The organism is Salibaculum sp., assembly GCF_035270045.1.
Classification (GTDB): Bacteria; Pseudomonadota; Alphaproteobacteria; order Rhodobacterales; family Rhodobacteraceae; genus Salibaculum.
The window spans coordinates 59036-77230 of sequence record NZ_DATFIP010000014.1; the positions used below are offsets into that span (position 1 = coordinate 59036).

At 65.5% G+C, this 18195-nt stretch carries 17 protein-coding genes and 1 tRNA gene; 12 read left to right on the top strand and 6 right to left on the bottom strand.

Translation table 11 applies throughout. From position 1 onward, the window contains the following. Positions 1 to 66: 66 nt before the first annotated feature. From VJ897_RS02385 to VJ897_RS02395, 3 genes are all read left to right on the top strand, one after another. Entirely contained in the window at positions 67 to 714 is a 648-nt protein-coding gene (locus VJ897_RS02385; RefSeq protein ID WP_324052899.1) for a histidine phosphatase family protein, read from the top strand. 315 nt (positions 715 to 1029) lie between these two features. Beyond that, a complete protein-coding gene (locus VJ897_RS02390; protein ID WP_324052900.1) occupies positions 1030 to 2589 on the top strand; it encodes a 2-isopropylmalate synthase in 1560 nt (519 codons plus the stop codon). Between the two features lie 432 nt (positions 2590 to 3021). Beyond that, positions 3022 to 4059, top strand: coding sequence for a rod shape-determining protein (locus tag VJ897_RS02395; RefSeq protein ID WP_324052902.1), 1038 nt, complete (start codon positions 3022 to 3024; stop codon positions 4057 to 4059). Positions 4060 to 4081: 22 nt separating this feature from the next. Here VJ897_RS02395 and VJ897_RS02400 read toward each other — a convergent pair whose 3' ends face one another. Beyond that, positions 4082 to 4384: a hypothetical protein gene (locus tag VJ897_RS02400; RefSeq protein ID WP_324052904.1), complete on the bottom strand. Its 303-nt coding sequence runs from the start codon at positions 4382 to 4384 to the stop codon at positions 4082 to 4084. Between the two features lie 250 nt (positions 4385 to 4634). Between VJ897_RS02400 and mreC the strand changes: the two genes are divergently transcribed. Genes mreC through VJ897_RS02425 form a run of 5 tightly spaced genes read left to right on the top strand, consistent with a single transcriptional unit; the run spans position 4635 to position 10143 of the window. Beyond that, complete coding sequence (mreC, locus tag VJ897_RS02405) at positions 4635 to 5576, top strand: rod shape-determining protein MreC (RefSeq protein ID WP_324052906.1); 942 nt, start codon at positions 4635 to 4637, stop codon at positions 5574 to 5576. Then, positions 5569 to 6108, top strand: a complete 540-nt coding sequence (locus VJ897_RS02410; protein ID WP_324052908.1) for a rod shape-determining protein MreD — start codon at positions 5569 to 5571, stop codon at positions 6106 to 6108. Before mreC ends, VJ897_RS02410 begins: the two co-directional genes overlap by 8 nt. Continuing rightward, positions 6105 to 8063: a penicillin-binding protein 2 gene (mrdA, locus tag VJ897_RS02415; protein ID WP_324052910.1), complete on the top strand. Its 1959-nt coding sequence runs from the start codon at positions 6105 to 6107 to the stop codon at positions 8061 to 8063. The genes VJ897_RS02410 and mrdA overlap by 4 nt, the downstream gene beginning before the upstream one ends. A 10-nt stretch (positions 8064 to 8073) precedes the next feature. Next, positions 8074 to 9213 carry a rod shape-determining protein RodA gene (gene rodA / locus VJ897_RS02420; protein WP_324052912.1) on the top strand — a complete coding sequence of 380 codons (1140 nt, stop codon included), beginning with the start codon at positions 8074 to 8076 and terminating at the stop codon, positions 9211 to 9213. Positions 9214 to 9216: 3 nt separating this feature from the next. Next, the gene (locus VJ897_RS02425; protein WP_324052914.1) at positions 9217 to 10143 is read left to right on the top strand and encodes a 2-hydroxyacid dehydrogenase; all 927 of its coding nucleotides are present in this window, start codon (positions 9217 to 9219) and stop codon (positions 10141 to 10143) included. A gap of 30 nt (positions 10144 to 10173) precedes the next feature. Here the strand turns inward: VJ897_RS02425 and VJ897_RS02430 are convergent, their stop codons facing one another. Then, positions 10174 to 10962 (bottom strand): SseB family protein, encoded by a 789-nt coding sequence (locus tag VJ897_RS02430; RefSeq protein WP_324052916.1) that lies wholly within the window; start codon positions 10960 to 10962, stop codon positions 10174 to 10176. A 220-nt stretch (positions 10963 to 11182) separates the two neighbouring features. Here VJ897_RS02430 and VJ897_RS02435 point away from each other — a divergent pair, with 220 nt between their 5' ends. From VJ897_RS02435 to VJ897_RS02450, 4 genes are all read left to right on the top strand, one after another. Then, positions 11183 to 11842 (top strand): ABC transporter ATP-binding protein, encoded by a 660-nt coding sequence (locus VJ897_RS02435; RefSeq protein WP_324052931.1) that lies wholly within the window; start codon positions 11183 to 11185, stop codon positions 11840 to 11842. Continuing rightward, positions 11820 to 13514, top strand: a complete 1695-nt coding sequence (locus VJ897_RS02440) for a KpsE/RkpR family capsule polysaccharide export protein (RefSeq protein WP_324052918.1) — start codon at positions 11820 to 11822, stop codon at positions 13512 to 13514. Before VJ897_RS02435 ends, VJ897_RS02440 begins: the two co-directional genes overlap by 23 nt. Next, the gene (kdsA, locus tag VJ897_RS02445) at positions 13514 to 14347 is read left to right on the top strand and encodes a 3-deoxy-8-phosphooctulonate synthase (RefSeq protein ID WP_324052933.1); all 834 of its coding nucleotides are present in this window, start codon (positions 13514 to 13516) and stop codon (positions 14345 to 14347) included. Before VJ897_RS02440 ends, kdsA begins: the two co-directional genes overlap by 1 nt. 143 nt (positions 14348 to 14490) lie before the next feature. After that, positions 14491 to 14565: transfer RNA gene (locus tag VJ897_RS02450), tRNA-Gln, on the top strand. A 370-nt stretch (positions 14566 to 14935) separates the two neighbouring features. Here the strand turns inward: VJ897_RS02450 and VJ897_RS02455 are convergent. The 4 genes from VJ897_RS02455 to VJ897_RS02470 all read right to left on the bottom strand — a co-directional run. Further along, the gene (locus VJ897_RS02455) at positions 14936 to 15877 is read right to left on the bottom strand and encodes an XdhC family protein (RefSeq protein WP_324052920.1); all 942 of its coding nucleotides are present in this window, start codon (positions 15875 to 15877) and stop codon (positions 14936 to 14938) included. Between the two features lie 33 nt (positions 15878 to 15910). Further along, a complete protein-coding gene (locus VJ897_RS02460; RefSeq protein WP_324052921.1) occupies positions 15911 to 16345 on the bottom strand; it encodes a BLUF domain-containing protein in 435 nt (144 codons plus the stop codon). Positions 16346 to 16371: 26 nt separating this feature from the next. Next, the gene (locus tag VJ897_RS02465) at positions 16372 to 17973 is read right to left on the bottom strand and encodes a phosphoenolpyruvate carboxykinase (ATP) (protein ID WP_324052923.1); all 1602 of its coding nucleotides are present in this window, start codon (positions 17971 to 17973) and stop codon (positions 16372 to 16374) included. Between the two features lie 75 nt (positions 17974 to 18048). Beyond that, on the bottom strand, positions 18049 to 18195 hold a 147-nt coding region (locus VJ897_RS02470; protein ID WP_324052935.1), incomplete at its 5' end, for an NAD(P)(+) transhydrogenase (Re/Si-specific) subunit beta.

Sequence of the window (18195 nt, forward strand, 5' to 3'; positions counted from 1 at the left end):
CTTTCCAGTTGTCTCCCGGCCGACTGCATGCGACCCACCTGCGGCAACGCAAAGGAAGGGACGAAGATGGGCGAGATCGTCATGGTCCGGCATGGACAGGCCAACACCGGCGCCACCAGCGAGGCAGAATACGACCGCCTCTCGCACCTGGGCCACCAACAGGCCGAATGGCTGGGCGACTGGATGCGCCTTCATGAATCCCCTTTCGACCATGTCCTGACCGGCACCATGCGCCGCCACCGTGAAACCGCTCGGGGCATGGGCGTGGCCGCCGACCACACGGACGAGAGGCTCAACGAACTGGACTACTTTGCGCTGGCCCGCGACATCGAGATCACCCACGGGCTGGCCCAACCGGCCTCGGAGCAGGATTTCGCCGCCCATATCCCGCAAACCTTCAAGGCCTGGCACGCCGCCGAGATCACGGGCGCCGAACCCTTCGCCGGTTTCGAGGCGCGCATCCGCACCGTCCTGGACGAAGCCGCCGAACCGGGCCGCCGGGTACTTTGCGTAACCTCGGGCGGGGTCATCGCCATGGCCCTGCGCCTGGCGCTGGACCTTGACCCGGAACGCCTGGCCCAGGTTCTTCTGCCGATTTACAATTCCTCGATCCACCGCTTTCGCGTGCTCGACACGGGCACGTTCCTGTCCAGTTTCAACGCCATTCCACACCTTGACCCGCCCGATCGACGGGATAGCCGCAGCTGGATCTGACACCCGGCTTCTCTGGGTCGAGAAATACCGCCACCGGAGGCGCCCCTCGGCCGCGGACCGTGCCATCGCCCGGGCCCGGCGTATCGCCGCGTGGCTGACCGGATGAAGAGTGCGCGGCAGCGCACATTTTTGTAAACGCCCCCCTTTCCAAACAGATCCGCGCGCGTATAGTGCCAGCCCATGACGAGCACAGCACATAGCCCGGCCCTGCTCGGCCTGCTTCTCCTTAGCCGCCTCTGAGCGTGCCTTTCGGCGCGACCGCTCAGAGGGGATGATGCGCCAAAGAAACGCTAAGGAAATCAAGGAAATACCAAAATGACAGACCACGTGTTGATCTTCGACACCACCCTGCGTGACGGTGAGCAATCCCCGGGCGCGACCATGACCCATGACGAGAAGCTGGAAATCGCCGAGATGCTCGACGAGATGGGTGTCGACATCATCGAGGCGGGCTTTCCCGTTGCCTCCGAGGGAGATTTCAGGGCCGTCTCGGAGATCGCGCGGCGCAGTCAGTCCGCGACGATCTGCGGGCTGGCCCGCGCCAATGTCATGGATATCGACCGCTGCTGGGAAGCGGTCAGGCACGCTGCTTCCCCGCGCATTCATACCTTCATCGGCACCTCGCCGCTGCACCGGGCGATTCCCGACCTGACACAGGATGAAATGGCCGAACGCATCCACGAGACGGTCACCCATGCGCGCAACCTCTGCGACAATGTCCAGTGGTCACCGATGGACGCAACCCGGACCGAATGGGACTACCTGTGCCGCGTGATCGAGATCGCCATCAAGGCCGGTGCCACGACGATCAACATCCCCGACACCGTGGGCTACACCGCCCCGGTCGAAAGCGCCGACCTTATCCGTCGCCTGATCGCCGAGGTGCCCGGTGGCGAGGACGTGGTCTTTGCCACCCACTGCCACAATGATCTGGGGATGGCCACGGCCAACGCCCTCGCCGCCGTCGAGGGCGGCGCCCGCCAGATCGAATGCACGATCAACGGACTGGGCGAACGCGCCGGCAACACCGCGCTGGAAGAGGTCGTCATGGCCCTGCGAACCCGCGGCGACATCCTGCCCTTCGATACCGGCATCGACACCACGAAGATCATGGCGCTGTCGCGCCGGGTCAGCACCGTTTCGGGGTTTCCCGTGCAGTTCAACAAGGCCATCGTCGGGAAGAACGCCTTTGCCCATGAAAGCGGCATCCACCAGGACGGAATGCTCAAGAACCGCGAAAACTTCGAGATCATGCGCCCCGAGGATATCGGGCTGGCCGCGTCCTCGCTGCCGCTGGGCAAGCATTCGGGCCGTGCGGCGATGCGGGCCAAGCTCGACGAGCTGGGCTTCGACCTGGGCGACAACGAGGTCAAGGACATCTTCGCCCGTTTCAAGGAACTGGCCGACCGCAAGAAGGAAGTCTACGACGACGACCTGATCGCGCTGGTGCGCATCAACGAGGGGGCCGAGGACCACCTGAAACTGCTCGAACTCAAGGTAAGCTGCGGCACGGCCGGCCCGGCGGAAGCCGAGCTGACGATGGAGGTCGACGGCACCCGCCACACCGTGACCGACACCGGAGACGGCCCCGTGGACGCCACGTTCAAGGCGGTGCGCGCGATCTGGCCCAACGAGGCGCGGTTGGAGCTTTACCAGGTCCACGCGGTGACCGAGGGCACCGATGCCCAGGCCACGGTCTCCGTGCGCTTGTTCGAGGACGGGCGCATCGCCACCGGGTCCTCGGCGGACACGGACACGGTCGTGGCGTCGGCGCGCGCCTATATCAACGCGCTCAATCGCCTGATGGTGCGCCGCGAGAAGACCGGACCGGGCGCCGACGTCAAGGAAATCCGCTACACGGACGCGGGCGAATGAGGGGCCGATGCTCGCCGCCGGGCTTTTCCTCGCGGCCGGTGCACAGGACTGCCCGGCCGCGGCCCACCTCGACACCGGTATCCGCCTGTCTCGGACGGAGCCGCATTTTGCGGTGCTGATGACCCGCGCCGACGCGGGTCTCCAGCCGGTATTCCCATCCCCTGACGGGGACCCGGCGCGGCTGGCGAGGGTCGGCGCAGCCGAGATCTGCCCCTGCCCTCATGACGTCTGGCGCGTGCACGATGTGCGGCGTCTCGAAGGGTGCGCAGCAGGCACCGCAGGGCAGCGTCTACTTCGTTTCGATCACGGCGGAATAACGCCCCTGCGCGCCAAGCCCCCTTTTCCCTGCCCGGTCACGCCCCTATAAGCACGGTCAGTCCGTGCTCCTCGGGGGAGTCGCGGACCAATCTCTAATGGGAACGGGTCCGCATGATGGCTGGATTTGCAAGTTTGTTTTCGTCGGACATGGCAATCGACCTCGGGACGGCGAACACGCTGGTCTACGTCAAGGGACGCGGCGTGATCCTGTCCGAGCCGTCGGTTGTGGCCTACCACGTCAAGGACGGCGTCAAGAAGGTGCTGGCCGTTGGCGAGGACGCCAAGCTGATGCTGGGCCGGACGCCCGGGTCCATCGAGGCGATCCGCCCCATGCGCGAGGGGGTGATCGCCGATTTCGACACCGCCGAGGAGATGATCAAGTACTTCATCCGCAAGGTGCACAAGCGCTCGACCTTTTCCAAGCCCAAGATCATCGTCTGCGTGCCCCACGGCGCGACCCCGGTGGAAAAGCGTGCCATCCGCCAGTCGGTCTTGTCCGCCGGCGCCCGCCGCGCCGGGCTGATCGCCGAACCCATCGCCGCGGCGATCGGGTCGGGAATGCCGATCACCGACCCCACCGGCAACATGGTCGTCGACATCGGCGGCGGCACCACCGAGGTGGCTGTGCTGTCGCTGGGCGACATCGTGTATGCCCGCTCGGTCCGCGTGGGCGGCGACCGGATGGATGAGTCGATCATCAATTACCTGCGCCGCCAGCACAACCTTCTGATCGGCGACAGCACCGCCGAGCGCATCAAGACCTCTATCGGGACTGCGCGCATGCCAGACGATGGACGCGGCCAGTCCATGCAGATCCGGGGCCGCGACCTGCTCAACGGTGTGCCCAAGGAAACCGAGATCAGCCAGGCCCAGGTGGCCGAGGCGCTTGCCGAACCCGTTCAGCAGATCTGCGAGGCGGTGATGACCGCGCTGGAAGCGACCCCGCCCGACCTAGCGGCCGACATCGTCGACCGGGGCGTGATGCTGACGGGGGGTGGCGCGCTTCTGGGCCAATTGGACTTGGCCCTGCGCGAACAGACCGGCCTTGCCGTTTCGGTCGCAGACGAGAGCCTCAACTGCGTGGCGCTCGGCACCGGCAAAGCTCTGGAATACGAAAAGCAACTCCGGCACGTGATCGACTACGAAAGCTGAGAATGCCCCGGCACAGGGCGATTCAGCGTCCCGACACCGACCAGACCGACAAGGCGGTTATGGCAACCAGAAGGATCACCGCGCCATCGATCAGCCGCCAGCGCGCGCCGGGCAACAGGGCCGCGACCAGCATGAGCGCGGCGACCAGGCCAAGCGCCAGCAGGCGCTGAGGCCCCGCATGAAGTTCCGTACCCATCACATAACGCGGCTGCCCGGGCGGATTGATCTGCGGCCCGATGATCTTCCATCCCAGATACAGCGCAAGCAGCAGCGCAAGCGCCGATGGAATGCGCGCCAGATTGCCACCGGCCACAAGACGGGCCACCGCCAGAAGGGCAAGCGGAACAAGGGACCAAGCATGTTGGACAAGCAGCATGTGAAGCCCGGACAAGACAGACACTCTTCAACCTTTACAATTTGTTGTCGGGCTGTTTCCACAACTTATAAAAAAATATCCCACGGTCCGTTCGGGGACAAGTCCACGACGGGCGGGCCGGGGTTGAGTGTGTCTGCCGCACAACATACTGAACGATTTGTCACTCAAATCCCGCGCAGCGACATGATATGGCCTGCCCATGGCCCGTGACCGAAACGCCCAGGAAGACTTCGTCTCGCCGGTGCGCCGATTGCTGATCGGTGTCCTGGTGCTGCTGCTGCTGGGGCTGTTCCTGCTCTGGCGCATCGACAGCCCGCGCGTCGAACGTGTCCGCGCCGAGATCATCGACCGCGTCGTGCCCTCGTTCGAATGGGCCATGGCGCCAGTGACGGGGCTGGCCAACCTGGTGTCGGATTTCCAGTCCTACCAACGGCTGGCCGAACAGAACCGCGACCTGCGCCGCGAACTGCAGGACATGAAGGCCTGGCGCGAGGCGGCGCTTCAACTGGAACAGGAAAACGCGGTGCTGCGCGACCTCAACAACGTGCGGCTGGACCCGGAATTGACCTGGGTGACCGGCGTGGTGCTGGCCGACAGCGGCTCGCCCTTCCGGCAGTCGGTGCTTCTCAACGTGGGCGCGCGCGACGGCATCCTGGACGGCTGGCCGGTAATGGACGGCATCGGCCTTGCCGGGCGTATCTCTGGCGTTGGCCAGGACAGCAGCCGGGTGCTGCTGCTCACCGACACGTCCAGCCGCATCCCGGTGACGATCCAGCCCTCCGGGCAGCGCGCGATCCTGGCTGGCGACAACACCATCGCCCCGCCGCTGGACTTCATCGAGGACCCCGACAGCATCCGGCCCGGTGACCGGGTCGTGACCTCGGGCGATGGCGGGCTTTTCCCCGCCGATATCCTCGTCGGGCAGGTCGTCCGGGGTACCGATCGCCGCCTGCGCCTACGCTTGGCGGCCGATTTCGAAAGGCTGGAGTTCCTGCGCGTGCTCCGCAGCCAGCAGGCCGAGCGGATCGACGCCACCGGCGCCCTGATCGCCCCCGTAACCCCGCCCGACCCGGAACCGCAGTCTGCCCCGGCCGAGATCGCGGAAGACCGCCCCGTCGGGGACGGACCGGGCGATGGCTGAAGCCTCTCGCCGCCGAATCTGGCTCGGGCGCGGGATTTACGCCTTTCTGTGTGCGGGGATCATGTTCCTGCACCTGCTGCCAATGGAGACGATGCCGCGGCGGTGGGGAAGCCCCGATTTCGTGCTGCTGATCACACTGGCCTGGGCCGCCCGGCGGCCGGATCATGTGCCGGCCCTGCTGATCGCGGCGGTCTTCCTTCTGTCGGACATGCTGTTTCACCGGCCGCCGGGGCTCTGGACGGCGCTGGTGCTGATCCTGACCGAGGTTCTGCGCACCCGTGCCCGGTCGCTCCGGGTGGTGCCATTCCCGCTGGAATGGCTCGGTATCGCGGCCGGGATCGTGGCGATCACGCTGGCCTACCGGGTCGTTCTGTCGCTGACGGTGGTGCCGCAGGCACCGCTTGGGCTGACACTGACGCAAATGATGCTTACCATATTGGCCTATCCCCTGGTGGCGCTGCTGTCGTTCCTTCTGTTCGGCGTCAGCCGCCCCGCACAGGGCGAGATCGATTCACTGGGGAACCGGCTATGAAGCGCGGACCGAAGGAAACCGAGACGAGCGCACGGCGCATTTCACGCCGCGCGCTGCTGCTTGGCGGAACCCAGCTGGGTGTCGCGGGCGTCCTCGGCTGGCGTATGCGCTCGCTCCAGGTGGACCAGGGCGATACCTACCGCAGCCTGGCCGAACGCAACCGCATCGACATCGAGCTTCTGCCCCCTGACCGCGGATTGATCTTCGATGTCAACGGGGTCGTGCTGGCCGAGAACGAACAGTTCTACAATATCACCATCACCCGCGAGGACGCGGGCGACGTGGACACTGTGCTGGCCAAGCTGGCCCGGCTGATCCCCGTGACCGAGGTTCAACTGGCACGCGCCCGCGAGGAACTGGGACAGGTGCGCGGAGACATCCCCGTCACCGTGGCCGAGCGCGTGGCCTGGCCGCATGTCAGCCGCGTCGTCGTCAATGCCCCCGCGCTGCCGGGCGTCACCGCAGAGCTGGGCCTGAGCCGTCTCTATCCGCAAGCCGAGGACATGGCCCATGTCGTGGGATATGTCGGCCCGGTCAGCGACTTCGACCTGAACCGGCTCGACGACCAGGACCCCCTGTTGCGCCTGCCACGGTTCCAGATCGGCAAGACCATGGTCGAGAACAAGCTCGAACGGGTGCTTCGCGGCAAGGCCGGCACGCTTGAGGTCGAGAAGAATGCCGCAGGCCGCGTCATGCGCGAACTCAACCGCACCGAGGGCGAGGCGGGCGCGGATGTGCAACTGACCGTAGACGCGCGATTGCAGAACTACGTGCAGTCCCGTCTGCGCGGCGCAAGCGCGGCGGCGGTGGTCATCGACCTCGAACAGGGCGATATCGCGGCCATCGGTTCGGCCCCCGCGTTCGATCCCAACATGTTCGTGCGCGGCATCTCGCAGGCAGACTGGGACGCCTTGAACGAACGCGGCCAGGACCCGCGCAATCACCGCCGCCCGCTGGCAGCGAAAACGGTGCAAGGGGCCTATCCGCCGGGCTCGACCTTCAAGATGGTCGTGGCGCTGGCGGCATTGCAGGACGACGTGATCGACCCCGAGGAGACCGTGCGCTGCCTGGGGCACCTCGATGTCTCGGACGTGCGGTTCCATTGCTGGAAACGCGGCGGGCACGGCAACATGAACCTTCACGAGAGCCTCAAGCAGAGTTGTGATGTCTACTATTACGATATCTGCCAGCGCGTGGGCATCGACAAGATCGCCGCCATGGCCCGGCGCCTCGGCCTGGGCCAGCGCCACGAGCTGCCGATGTCCGCGATCACCCCGGGCATTGCCCCGGACAAGGAATGGAAGCGCACCCGGCGCGGCGAAAGCTGGCGCATCGGCGACACGGTCAACGCCTCGATCGGGCAGGGCTACGTGCTCGCCTCTCCCTTGCAGCTGGCGGTGATGACCGCGCGCATCGCCACCGGCCGGGCGATCACGCCGCGGCTGGTCCGCTCGATCGCCGGGGTGGAACAGCCTTCGGTGGGCGATGAGTCTCTGGGACTGAACGAGAACCACCTGCGCCGCGTCCGTTCGGCGATGTACGACGTGTCGAACCACCGACGCGGGACAGCCTATAGCACCCGGATCGTGGCCGAGGACATGCGCCAGGCCGGCAAGACCGGCACCAGCCAGGTTCGACGCATTACCGCCGAGGAACGCGCTCGTGGCGTGTCGCGCAACGAGGATCTGCCCTGGTATCGCCGGGACCACGCGCTCTTCGTGTCCTTCGCCCCCTACGAGGACCCCAGGTACGCGGTTGCAGTGGTCGTGGAACACGGTGGGGGCGGATCGGCCGTCGCCGCCCCGATCGCCCGCGACATCATGCTCCAGGCTCTGCATGGGGGCACGCCGCCGCTGTCGTCCTATCCAAGCGCGGACCACCGCCGTATCGAGCAGCAGCAACGCGAGCTGGAGCTGCGCGACATCCGGCCCGGCCGCAGCGCGGACCGGGCCTGAGACGCGCGCCATGAGCTATCTCGAATACCAAGTCAAATACGTCCCCACCGGGCTGCGCAAGCTGCTCTATCTCAATTGGCCGATCATCTTCCTCGTCTCGGCGGTCGGCGGCACGGGGTTCCTGATGCTCTATTCCGTGGCCGGGGGCAGCATGGACCCCTGGGTCACTCCGCAGATGCAGCGTTTCGGTTTTGGCCTTGTCCTGATGATCGGGGTCGGCCTGGTGCCGATCTGGTTCTGGCGCAACATGGCGTTGGTCGCCTATGCTGTCTCGCTGATACTGCTGGGCCTGGTCGAGGTCGTCGGGGTCGAGCGCAACGGCTCGCAACGCTGGCTGGACCTTGGCCCGATGGACCTGCAACCCTCCGAGTTGATGAAGATCGCTCTGGTGATGCTGCTGGCCGCCTATTACGACTGGCTGCCCCTGAACAAGGTCAGCCGCCCGCTCTGGATCGCGATCCCGCTCATCCTGATCGCCATTCCCTCCGCGCTGATCCTGCGCCAGCCCGACCTGGGCACGACGCTTTTGCTGGTCATGGGCGGGGGCGCGGTGCTTTTCGTGGCCGGCGTTCACTGGGCCTATTTCGCCAGTGTCATCGCCGGGGGGGTGGGCCTTGTCACCGCGGTGCTTGTCTCGCGCGGGACATCCTGGCAGTTGCTCAAGGACTACCAGTTCGCCAGGATCGACACATTTCTCGATCCGAGCAGGGACCCCCTGGGGGCAGGCTATCACATCATGCAGGCCAAGATCGCGCTGGGATCGGGTGGCTGGACCGGGCGCGGCTACATGCAGGGCACACAAAGCCGCCTGAACTTCCTGCCCGAGAAACATACCGATTTCATCTTCACGACCCTGGCCGAGGAATTCGGCTTTCTCGGCGCCTCGACGCTGCTGGTGCTCTACGCGCTCATCATCCTGTTCTGCATTGCCTCGGCCCTGACCAACAAGGACCGCTTCGCCGCGTTGCTGACGCTGGGCGTGGCCGTCACCTTCTTTCTCTATTTCGCGGTCAACATGGCCATGGTCACCGGCCTGGCACCGGTGGTGGGGGTGCCCTTGCCGCTGGTCAGCTATGGCGGATCGGCGATGCTGGTGCTGATGATCGGTTTCGGCCTGGTGCAGTCGGCCCATGTCCACAAACCGAGGTAGCCCATGATCCGTGTGCTTTTCGCTGCCGGGGCCAAGTGCTGGTCCGAGTATGAACTGGTTTTGCCCGAGGCCCTGGAGGCCAAGGGACTGACAGTCGACCTGTCCCGCGACCACGCCCCCGGGACGGTCGACTACATCGTGACAGCCCCAAACGGGGATGTTCAGGACTATCGCCCCTACAGGTGCTGCAAGTTGGTCCAGAACATCTGGGCCGGGGTCGAGAACCTGACCGACAATCCCACCCTCACCCAGCCCCTGGCGCGCATGGTCGATCCAGGTTTGACCCGGGGCATGGTCGAATGGGTCACCGGCCATGTCCTGCGCCATCATCTCGGCATGGACAGGCACATCCTGGGCCAGGATGGCATCTGGCGCAGCGAGATCCCGCCGCTGGCTGCAGACCGGCCCGTGACAGTGCTGGGCCTGGGCGCGCTCGGGTCGGCCTGTGCGACGACCCTGTCCGACCTTGGCTTCCCTGTGCGCGGCTGGGCGCGGCGCGACAAGGAGATCCCCGGAGTCGAGGTCTTCTCGGGGCACGACGGTCTTGACGCGGTGCTGCGCGATGCACAGATCGTCGTCCTGCTGGTGCCCCTGACCGCGCTGACGCGGCACCTCTTGAACGCCGAGCGGCTGGCCCTGCTGAAACGGAACACGATAATCCTGAACCCCGGACGCGGCCCGCTGATCGACGACGGGGCATTGATCGCGGCGCTGGACAGCCATCTAGGGCACGCCACGCTTGATGTCTTCGAGACCGAGCCCCTGCCCGCCGACCACCCCTTCTGGGCGCACCCGAAGGTCACCGTGACCCCCCATATCGCCTCGGCCACCCGGCCCGCGACCGCCGCGACGGTCATCGCCGAGAACATCCGACGTGGAGAGGCCGGGCAGCCTTTCCAGCACCTTGTAGACCGCGAACGCGGCTACTGATCAGCAACGTGGCGCAACAGCACCGACAGATCAGCGCAGTTTCGGCGGCTTGTCAGGGTCCATGCCGGGATCGGCCCCCGGCACCGGGCGCGCCTCGGGCTGCGGCAGGTCGAAGCGCAAGCCGACCCGCGCAATGCGCGCCGCCATGTCCGAGCCTGCCGCCAGGTGGGTGACGTCGAGTCCACTTTCCGCCAGCCCCGAAAAGGTGAGCGCCTCGCCAACAGCCCGGGCCAACGCAGCCTCGGCGCCCGGCGCCGTGCCGACCAAGGCCAGCAGGAGGCCCCGCGCGCCATCCTCTTGCACCGCGCCTGCCAAGTAGGCGCATTCGGCCAGGCCCGCGGCCCGCGCGAGCTTGCGATCAAGCGCCTGCAACAGACCCTCTGGCAGATCCGGGGGGGGCGTCAGTTCACGCAGCCGCGCCTCGACTTCGGTCGGGGCCGCATCCAGCGTGCGCGCCAGCCAGTCCACCGCTTCGGGCCCGATCAGCATTGCCGAGGGCGCGACCTCGAGGTTCAGCGCAAGCCCGGTTTCCTGCCCTGCGAGCATCATGGCCAGGTCGCGACCGGACAGGGTCGCGTAGGGCGCCGGGCCTCGCGCAAAGGACGAGAGCCGCTCGATCCGGTCGAAGACCATCACATGGGCCTGACCTTCGACCTCGACAACCTCGGGCGAGACGGCATCCTGCGCGGCCTCTTCGCGCAAGAGCACGAAGACCTCGCCGTCCGCCAGCCGCTCGTAGAACCGCAGCCGGGCCAGGTCGTCCTCGGGGGCGGCTTGCATCGCCGCGTGGGCCCTGTCGATCTCGGTCGTCTCGTCCATGGCAATCCTCTCTTCGGTCGGCGGTACTGGCGCAGGGCATCGCTGGCAAGCAGAAGACCTCATGCGGATTGCCGCCGGGGCCACGCCCCACAGCGGCAAGCAGTGTCATTCACATCACCGATCCGACATATTATCGCCAGATTGTCCAATTATCGAGAACAATGCAAAATAACAGGCAAGCGTGGATCGTCGCGCCCATGTCACAGTTAACGAGGCGTCGATGCTGGAATTCGACAATGTCAGCAAGTCCTTCTGGACCGGCACACAGCGCAAGGTCATCCTGGACCGGGCCTCGTTCCGGGTCGAGTTGGGCCGTTCTCTCGGCATTCTCGCCCCCAACGGCACCGGCAAGACCACGGTGATCAACATGATGGCCGGGCTGGAAAAACCCGACGAAGGCGAGGTGCGCCGCAACTGCCGAATTTCCTTTCCCCTGGGGTTCATGGGCGGTGTCGTGGGGCGCCACACCGCGCGCGAGAACGCCCGCTACATTGCCCGGCTCTACGGCCTGGACCCGGACTATATCGAGGCCTTCACCCGCTGGCTGGCCGGGATCGAGGAATACTACGACATGCCCGTGGGCACCTATTCCTCGGGGATGAAGGCCCGTTTCACATTTTCGCTGATGCTTGCGCTCGATTTCGATATATACCTCATCGACGAGGGGATGCCCCAGTCGACCGATGCGGAATTCAACCGCAAGGCCGGCGAGATTCTCAGGGAGCGGCTGGCCACCACGACCGTGGTCATCGTCTCTCACCAGCCCGAAACGCTGGAAAAATTCGCAAGCTCAGCGGCAGTCTTGCGCGATGGCCGCTTGCAGATGTTCGACACCCTGGAAGAGGCGAAGCAGCTTTATGACTACCAAGCCCAAAGCTAGGAAATATCGCATCCGGCGCAACGCCACACTCGCTTCTCAGGCGCAGCCGGACACCGCGCAAGAGAGCGCCGCGCCGCAACCGGACCCCGGCCGTGTCGTGCGCCACGACCCCAACCCGGCCCCGGCCGCCAACGCCAATGTCACCAGCCCCGATGGCGTCGCCGCCGAAACCGAGATGCAAGCGATCCGGCAGGAGGGGCTCACCGGCCGCCAGTTGCGCATGGCCAGGCGCGTGGCCCACAAGCACGGGCTCGCCGTGACATCGGATTTCGACGCGGTCCGGCAGCTGCGAAAGCGCGGCATCGACCCGTTCCAGCGCAATAATGTCCTCGAACTCGTCACACCGGGAAAAAAGCAGACCGACACCGGAGCAGGCGAAGTGGTGGCCAGTGCCGGGCAGGCAGGCAGGGGCGCCAACGACCAGGGAACCGGCCAGGCGCGGGACCGGGTGCAATTGCCGCAGACCGTCGTGCACAAGCCCAACCTCCCCTCGACCGAGCAGACCGCGCCCTCGGGGATGAACCAGCGCGCCGGCGAAATCCGGGCGATGCAACGCGATATTGCCAAGCGACGTCGCCGCAAGCTCGTTGCGCTCTTTGCAAGGTTGACCGCCTTCGTATTCCTGCCGACCTTCGCCATGGGCTGGTATTTCTTCGTGATCGCGACGCCGATGTACGCGACCAACTCGGAATTCGTCATCCAGCAGGCCGAGGCCCAGGGCAGCTCGGGCTTCGGCGGGCTGTTCCAGGGCACCGGGCTTGCCACCCAGTCCGAGGCTGTCAACGCCCAGGCCTTTTTGACCTCGCGCGAGGCCATGCTGCGCCTGACCGAGGATCACGGGTTCAAGGCACATTTCCAGACCCCCGAGATCGACGCGATCCAGCGGCTGGAGCCGGATGCCACGAACGAGGACGCCTACGGTCTCTACCAGGACCACGTGCAGGTCGGATACGACCCCACCGAGGGCGTCGTGAAAATGGAAGTGATCGCCGCCGACCCGGCGAAAAGTCAGGAATTCTCCGAGGCGCTGATCCGCTACACCGAGGAACGTGTCGATGACCTGACCCAGCGCATGCGCCAGGACCAGATGGCCGACGCCACCACCAATTACCAGACCGCAGAGGCGGCACGGCAGGAAGCCCTGAGCGACCTGACACGCATCCAGCGCGACGCCGAGGTCGTGGACCCCGCCAGCGCCGTATCCGCCCTGCAGCAGCGCATCAGCGCGCTTGAGATGCGGCTGGACGAGAAGAGGATCGAACTGGCCAGCCTGCAATCCAATGCGCGTCCGAACCAGGCACGGGTCTCGGCCGTGCAGGGCGAGATCGACCGGATCGGCGACCAGATCGACGATTTGCGCGGTCAGCTCTCCGAGGGCAGCAACGGCGGCCCCAGCCAGGCCGAGGTCGTGGCCAAGCTGCGCGAAGCCGAGGAGAACTACGCCTTCGCAATTGAGCGCGTCACCGCCGCCCAGGCGGCGATGGACCAGGCGCGCATCGAAGCCAACCGCCAGGTGCGCTTCCTGTCGGTGTCGGTCGCCCCCGTCGCACCGGACGAACCAACCTATCCCCGCGCCTTCGAGAACACGCTGTTGTCCTTGCTGATCTTCTCGGGCATCTACCTGATGATTTCGCTTACCGCCTCTATCCTGCGTGAACAGGTCAGCTCATGATGCAAGATATCTCCATTGGGGCCCTGACGGTTTCCAACGACCGTCCGTTGACGGTGATCGCGGGGCCGTGCCAGCTGGAAAGCGAGGCGCATGCCCTCATGATTGCCGAGACAATGGCCTCGGTTTGCGATCGGCATGGCGCGCAGTTTGTTTTCAAGGGCAGCTACGACAAGGCCAACCGCACCTCGCTGGGCGGCAAGCGGGGCCTGGGCATGGACGAGGGCCTGCGCGTACTTCAGGCGGTCAAGGATGGCATCGGCTGTCCTGTCCTGACCGATGTTCATGGCCCTGACCAGTGCGCAAAGGTCGCCACTGTCGTGGACGTTCTGCAAATCCCCGCTTTCCTGTGCCGCCAGACCGACCTCTTGCTGGCCGCAGGCGAGACCGGGGCGGTGATCAACGTCAAGAAGGGCCAGTTCCTGGCGCCCTGGGACATGCCCAACGTCATTGCAAAGGTCGAAAGCACCGGGAACCAGAGGCTCCTTCTGACCGAGCGTGGCACCTCGTTCGGCTACAACACCCTGGTGGCCGACATGCGGGCCCTGCCCAGGATGGCAGCCACCGGCTACCCGGTGGTCATGGATGCGACCCACTCGGTGCAGCAGCCGGGCGGCCAGGGCGGCAGCAGCGGCGGCCAGCGCGAATTCGCCCCCGTGATGGCCCGGGCCGCGGTCAGCCTGGGCGTGGCGGGCGTGTTCATCGAAACGCACGAAGATCCGGACACGGCCCCGTCGGACGGGCCGAACATGATTCCGCTGGACAGGATGGAAGCGCTTGTCGGATCGCTCATGCGCTTCGACGCACTGGCCAAGCGGGACCCGGTCCGGCTGTAACGGCACCGCACATATGCCCTGCCGATGCCACCCGAAGGAGTGGTCCGGCGGGCGCCAGGGCAGACACCACGAAAGAATAGGCCAGATCAGGACATTCGGGGCTTGATCACCCGCGGTCTTCGGCGTATCACCCGCACCGCTGCTGGGGTGTAGCCAAGTGGTAAGGCAGCAGTTTTTGGTACTGTGTATCGTAGGTTCGAATCCTACCACCCCAGCCAGATCTTCCTCAAGTTTTTGACCTTCAACGTGGTCATGTGGGCCCGCCCGCATTTGCCCCCGCTTTCGTGCAACTATCACAGATGGGGGCAACACACGCCTGCAGCACGCAGCCCTGTCGGAAGGTCCCGGGGGCGCGGATTTTTTCCTGTCTAAGCGGTCCCGAAAAGGGGCTGACCATCGGAGCAACTACACCTGTAACCCGGCGCGGTGTCAGCTGCGTCTGGCGACGCCGCATCCCGGTAACGGGGGCTGCAGGCCGAAACGGGCTGGTTTTCCGAAAAAAGAGCGGAGCGATGATCCCGGTTTCCTTGGTCACCCGGCACATGTCCGCCGACTCAAGCCGGGCACCGCGTTCATGGCGCGGGCATGCTATGCTGGCTGCGCCGACGCCTCCGCAAGCACCTGGGCAAGCACCGAGACAGCCAACGTATAGGCGTTACGGGTGGAGGGGATCAGGCCAACGGGGCCGTGCAGACGATCGCGCGCCCCGGGTGGGACACCGAGCGCCTCCAGTTCCAGGAGCCGCGCCCGCGCTGAGCGCCGGCTCCCCTGTGCCCCGATGAAGAAGGCCTCGGAGGCGAGCAGTGGTGCCAGCAACGGCGGCTCCCATTCATGGTCGTGGAAAAATAGGATCGCGGCAGTACGGGCGTCGACATCCAGATCCTCAGGCAAGACCTTGTCGACGAGGTGTCGCGTACGGCACTTGGTCTTCTCGGCCTCTTGCAACGTGCGGCGGTCGGGCGAAAGGACCACATTGGGAAACCCCATGGATTGCACGATTGCCGCAAAACTGCTGGCCTCGGGCCCGGCCCCGAAGATCAGGAACCGAAGAGGCGGGTCGAAGCGGATTGCGAACCCGTTCCCGACCGGACCGGTCTCGCCCGCGTCATCGAGCGAAAGCGCGCCATCTGCCTTGCCGATGGTCAGGCAGCAGGGCCGCCGCGCATCGTGACGACGCACCAAGTCCTGCAACACCGCCCGGTCGGGGCGCGGCACGATCAGCACATCCATACCGCCCCCGCAGGGCAGCTTGATATCCATGAAAGGTGACCCTTTGCCATAGCGCACCTTTGCCGGGGCTCCGGTTCCGATTGCCGCGACGGCGTGATGGGCAATATCGCTCTCAATGCAACCCGAGGACAGGGACCCGACCGCCCGTCCATCCTCGAACACCGCCATGCAGGCCCCAAGCGGCCGATAGGATGGACCCTCTATCCCGCGAATGACCGCCAGCGCCGCGGCCTTCCCGGATCGCGCGATCGCCTCAACCGGTTCGATTTCCTGCCGCGCGACACCTTGCAGACCGGTCATTTCCTCCTCCTTGCGAAAACGGCACCATGCGTCTCAGTCGCCGTCATAAAAGCCCCGCAGGAGATCCAGCGCTTCAGGCATGCCACCGGACCGCAGATTTTCCCAGAAACTGTCCTTGTCGATATCGGCAAACCCGGGCACGTCGGCCAAGTCGCCCGGTTCGACATTCTTGAAACCCATTGACCAGTTGGGGAACATTCGCGCCTCCTCGAAGCCTTCCGAAAGGGTCACGATGGTGTGGTGGCGCGAGTCACCGGAAATCCGCCGCCAAAGGGCGTCCAGTTCAGCCTCTGGCCCCTCGATGGCCTGGATGAAATACCCCTTGTCGAAATCATCGCTGTATCGATACAGCAGGATGCCCGTGATCCCTTCCTTCGTATTGCGCGACCGGCTGCGACCCAGTAGATCGGTCAGTTGATCGATCGAGAACGGCGCCCGGGCCTGGCTAACGTAAACGATATATTTCATGTCTTGCGCCCTTTCGATTGCAGCGATCAAAGGTCCGCGGTCTGCGGCACCCGCGACACGGGAAACGTTATACCCAGTTCGGACAGCTTCGGCGTGATCCGCGCGCGCAAGCCATCCGCGGCCCGTGCGAAGGCCGCCTTGTCCGGCCAGGTTTCATACGGATCGAGATAAGATCGCGCCTCGGCGGGTCCATCGCAAGGAATTTCGACACCCCAGACCCGGTCGCGCTCGAACCGCACCGCGCCGAGGGTGCTGTTCATCGCCGCCCTCAACAGGCTGCGCATGACGGCGATGGGCATCCGCTGGCCGGTTTCGACGTCGCCGCCGATCCAACCGGTATTGACCAGCCAGACCTGGGTGCCCGATTGTTCCAACCGCGCCTTGAACAGGTCCGCGTAGACCGCCGGTGGCCGGGTCAGGAAGGGTGCCCCGAAACAGGTTGAAAATGTCGGCTCGGGCGCGCCCACCCCGCGTTCCGTTCCCGCCACATTGAAAGTGAAGCCCAGCAGGAACAGCGCCCGCGCCTCGGCCGGGCCGAGCCGCGCGATGGGCGGCGTCACCCCGAAGGCGTCACAGGTCAGCATGAAGATGTTGCGCGGCGCCCCCCCGCGCGAGGTCGGCGCCGCATTGGCCAGCCGCTCCAGCGGATAGGCTGCGCCGGCGTTCTCGGTGATCGTGTCGTCATCGAGCAGCAGCGCCCGGCTGCCCTCCTCCATCACCACGTTTTCCAGCACCGCACCGAAGGCATGCACCGCCCCCCAGATCTCCGGCTCGGACTTCTGGGACAAGCAGACGGTTTTGGTGTAGCAACCGCCCTCGACATTGAAGACCCCGTCATCGGACCAGCCGTGTGCGTCATCCCCGATCAGCTTGCAGGTGGGATCGGAGGAAAGCGTGGTCTTGCCGGTGCCAGGCAGGCCGAAGAACAGCGCGCTGTCCCTGGCATTCTGCGCCGAATGGTTGGCAGAACAATGCATTGGCAGGATACCACGTGCGGGATACAGGTGGTTGAGGATCGTGAAGGCGGCCTTCTTGTTCTCATCGGCATATTCCGTGCCCGCGATCAGAACCAGTTCCTGCTCGAAGCTCAGCGCGACGACGGTCTCGCTGCGCGTGCCGTGGCGGGCCGGGTCGGCGAGGAAATGTGGCAGGTTGATGATCGTGAAGTCCGGCCTGTAGCCCGCCAGCGCCTCCCGGGGCGGGCGGCGCAGCAGGTGCCGCAAGAACAGCGCATGCCAGCTGAAACCCGCGATCAGCCGGATATTGACCGCGTGCTCGGCCACGGCGCCGCAAACCAGGTCCTGCACCTCCACGTCACGATCGGCCAGCACGTTCAGCATGTCCGATTTGAGCGTCTCGAAATCCTCTGGGCTCAGGCCACGATTGCCCTCCCACCAGATATCATCCCGGATCGACGGTTCGACCACGATATACTTGTCCTTCGGCGACCGCCCGGTGAACTTCCGCGTATCCACCACGAGAGCGCCCTCGCGCGACAACCGGCCATCGCCGTTGATCAGCGAGGTTTCCAGCAACGCCGAAACCCCGGCATTGTATCGGGCATAGCGCGCCGGGTAGCCCTGCGCGTCGATGCCTCGGTCGGGATTGCGCAATCCGGTTTCAAACATGGCGCTCACCAGCCACGTCACCGGACCGCACGGCAAGCCCGCGACCCTGTCCGGTGATGCCCTGTCGTAGCCGCGTCATTGGATCAGCCCGAGCAGTTTGTCCACCGAGCCTTTTGCATCGCCGTAGAACATTCGTGTGTTGTCCTTGAAGAACAGCGGGTTCTCGATGCCGGAGTACCCGGTGCCCTGGCCCCGCTTGGAGACGAAGACCTGTTTCGCCTT

Coding starts and splice junctions, on each gene's coding strand:
- VJ897_RS02455 (WP_324052920.1), bottom strand. CDS start 15,877: ATGACCGGTCTGCAAGGTGTCGCGCGGCAGGAAATCGAACCGGTTGAG.
- VJ897_RS02440 (WP_324052918.1), top strand. CDS start 11,820: ATGACTACCAAGCCCAAAGCTAGGAAATATCGCATCCGGCGCAACGCC.
- kdsA (WP_324052933.1), top strand. CDS start 13,514: ATGCAAGATATCTCCATTGGGGCCCTGACGGTTTCCAACGACCGTCCG.
- VJ897_RS02465 (WP_324052923.1), bottom strand. CDS start 17,973: ATGTTTGAAACCGGATTGCGCAATCCCGACCGAGGCATCGACGCGCAG.
- VJ897_RS02390 (WP_324052900.1), top strand. CDS start 1,030: ATGACAGACCACGTGTTGATCTTCGACACCACCCTGCGTGACGGTGAG.
- VJ897_RS02395 (WP_324052902.1), top strand. CDS start 3,022: ATGGCTGGATTTGCAAGTTTGTTTTCGTCGGACATGGCAATCGACCTC.
- VJ897_RS02430 (WP_324052916.1), bottom strand. CDS start 10,962: ATGGACGAGACGACCGAGATCGACAGGGCCCACGCGGCGATGCAAGCC.
- mreC (WP_324052906.1), top strand. CDS start 4,635: ATGGCCCGTGACCGAAACGCCCAGGAAGACTTCGTCTCGCCGGTGCGC.
- VJ897_RS02460 (WP_324052921.1), bottom strand. CDS start 16,345: ATGAAATATATCGTTTACGTTAGCCAGGCCCGGGCGCCGTTCTCGATC.
- VJ897_RS02435 (WP_324052931.1), top strand. CDS start 11,183: ATGCTGGAATTCGACAATGTCAGCAAGTCCTTCTGGACCGGCACACAG.
- VJ897_RS02425 (WP_324052914.1), top strand. CDS start 9,217: ATGATCCGTGTGCTTTTCGCTGCCGGGGCCAAGTGCTGGTCCGAGTAT.
- mrdA (WP_324052910.1), top strand. CDS start 6,105: ATGAAGCGCGGACCGAAGGAAACCGAGACGAGCGCACGGCGCATTTCA.
- VJ897_RS02410 (WP_324052908.1), top strand. CDS start 5,569: ATGGCTGAAGCCTCTCGCCGCCGAATCTGGCTCGGGCGCGGGATTTAC.
- rodA (WP_324052912.1), top strand. CDS start 8,074: ATGAGCTATCTCGAATACCAAGTCAAATACGTCCCCACCGGGCTGCGC.
- VJ897_RS02385 (WP_324052899.1), top strand. CDS start 67: ATGGGCGAGATCGTCATGGTCCGGCATGGACAGGCCAACACCGGCGCC.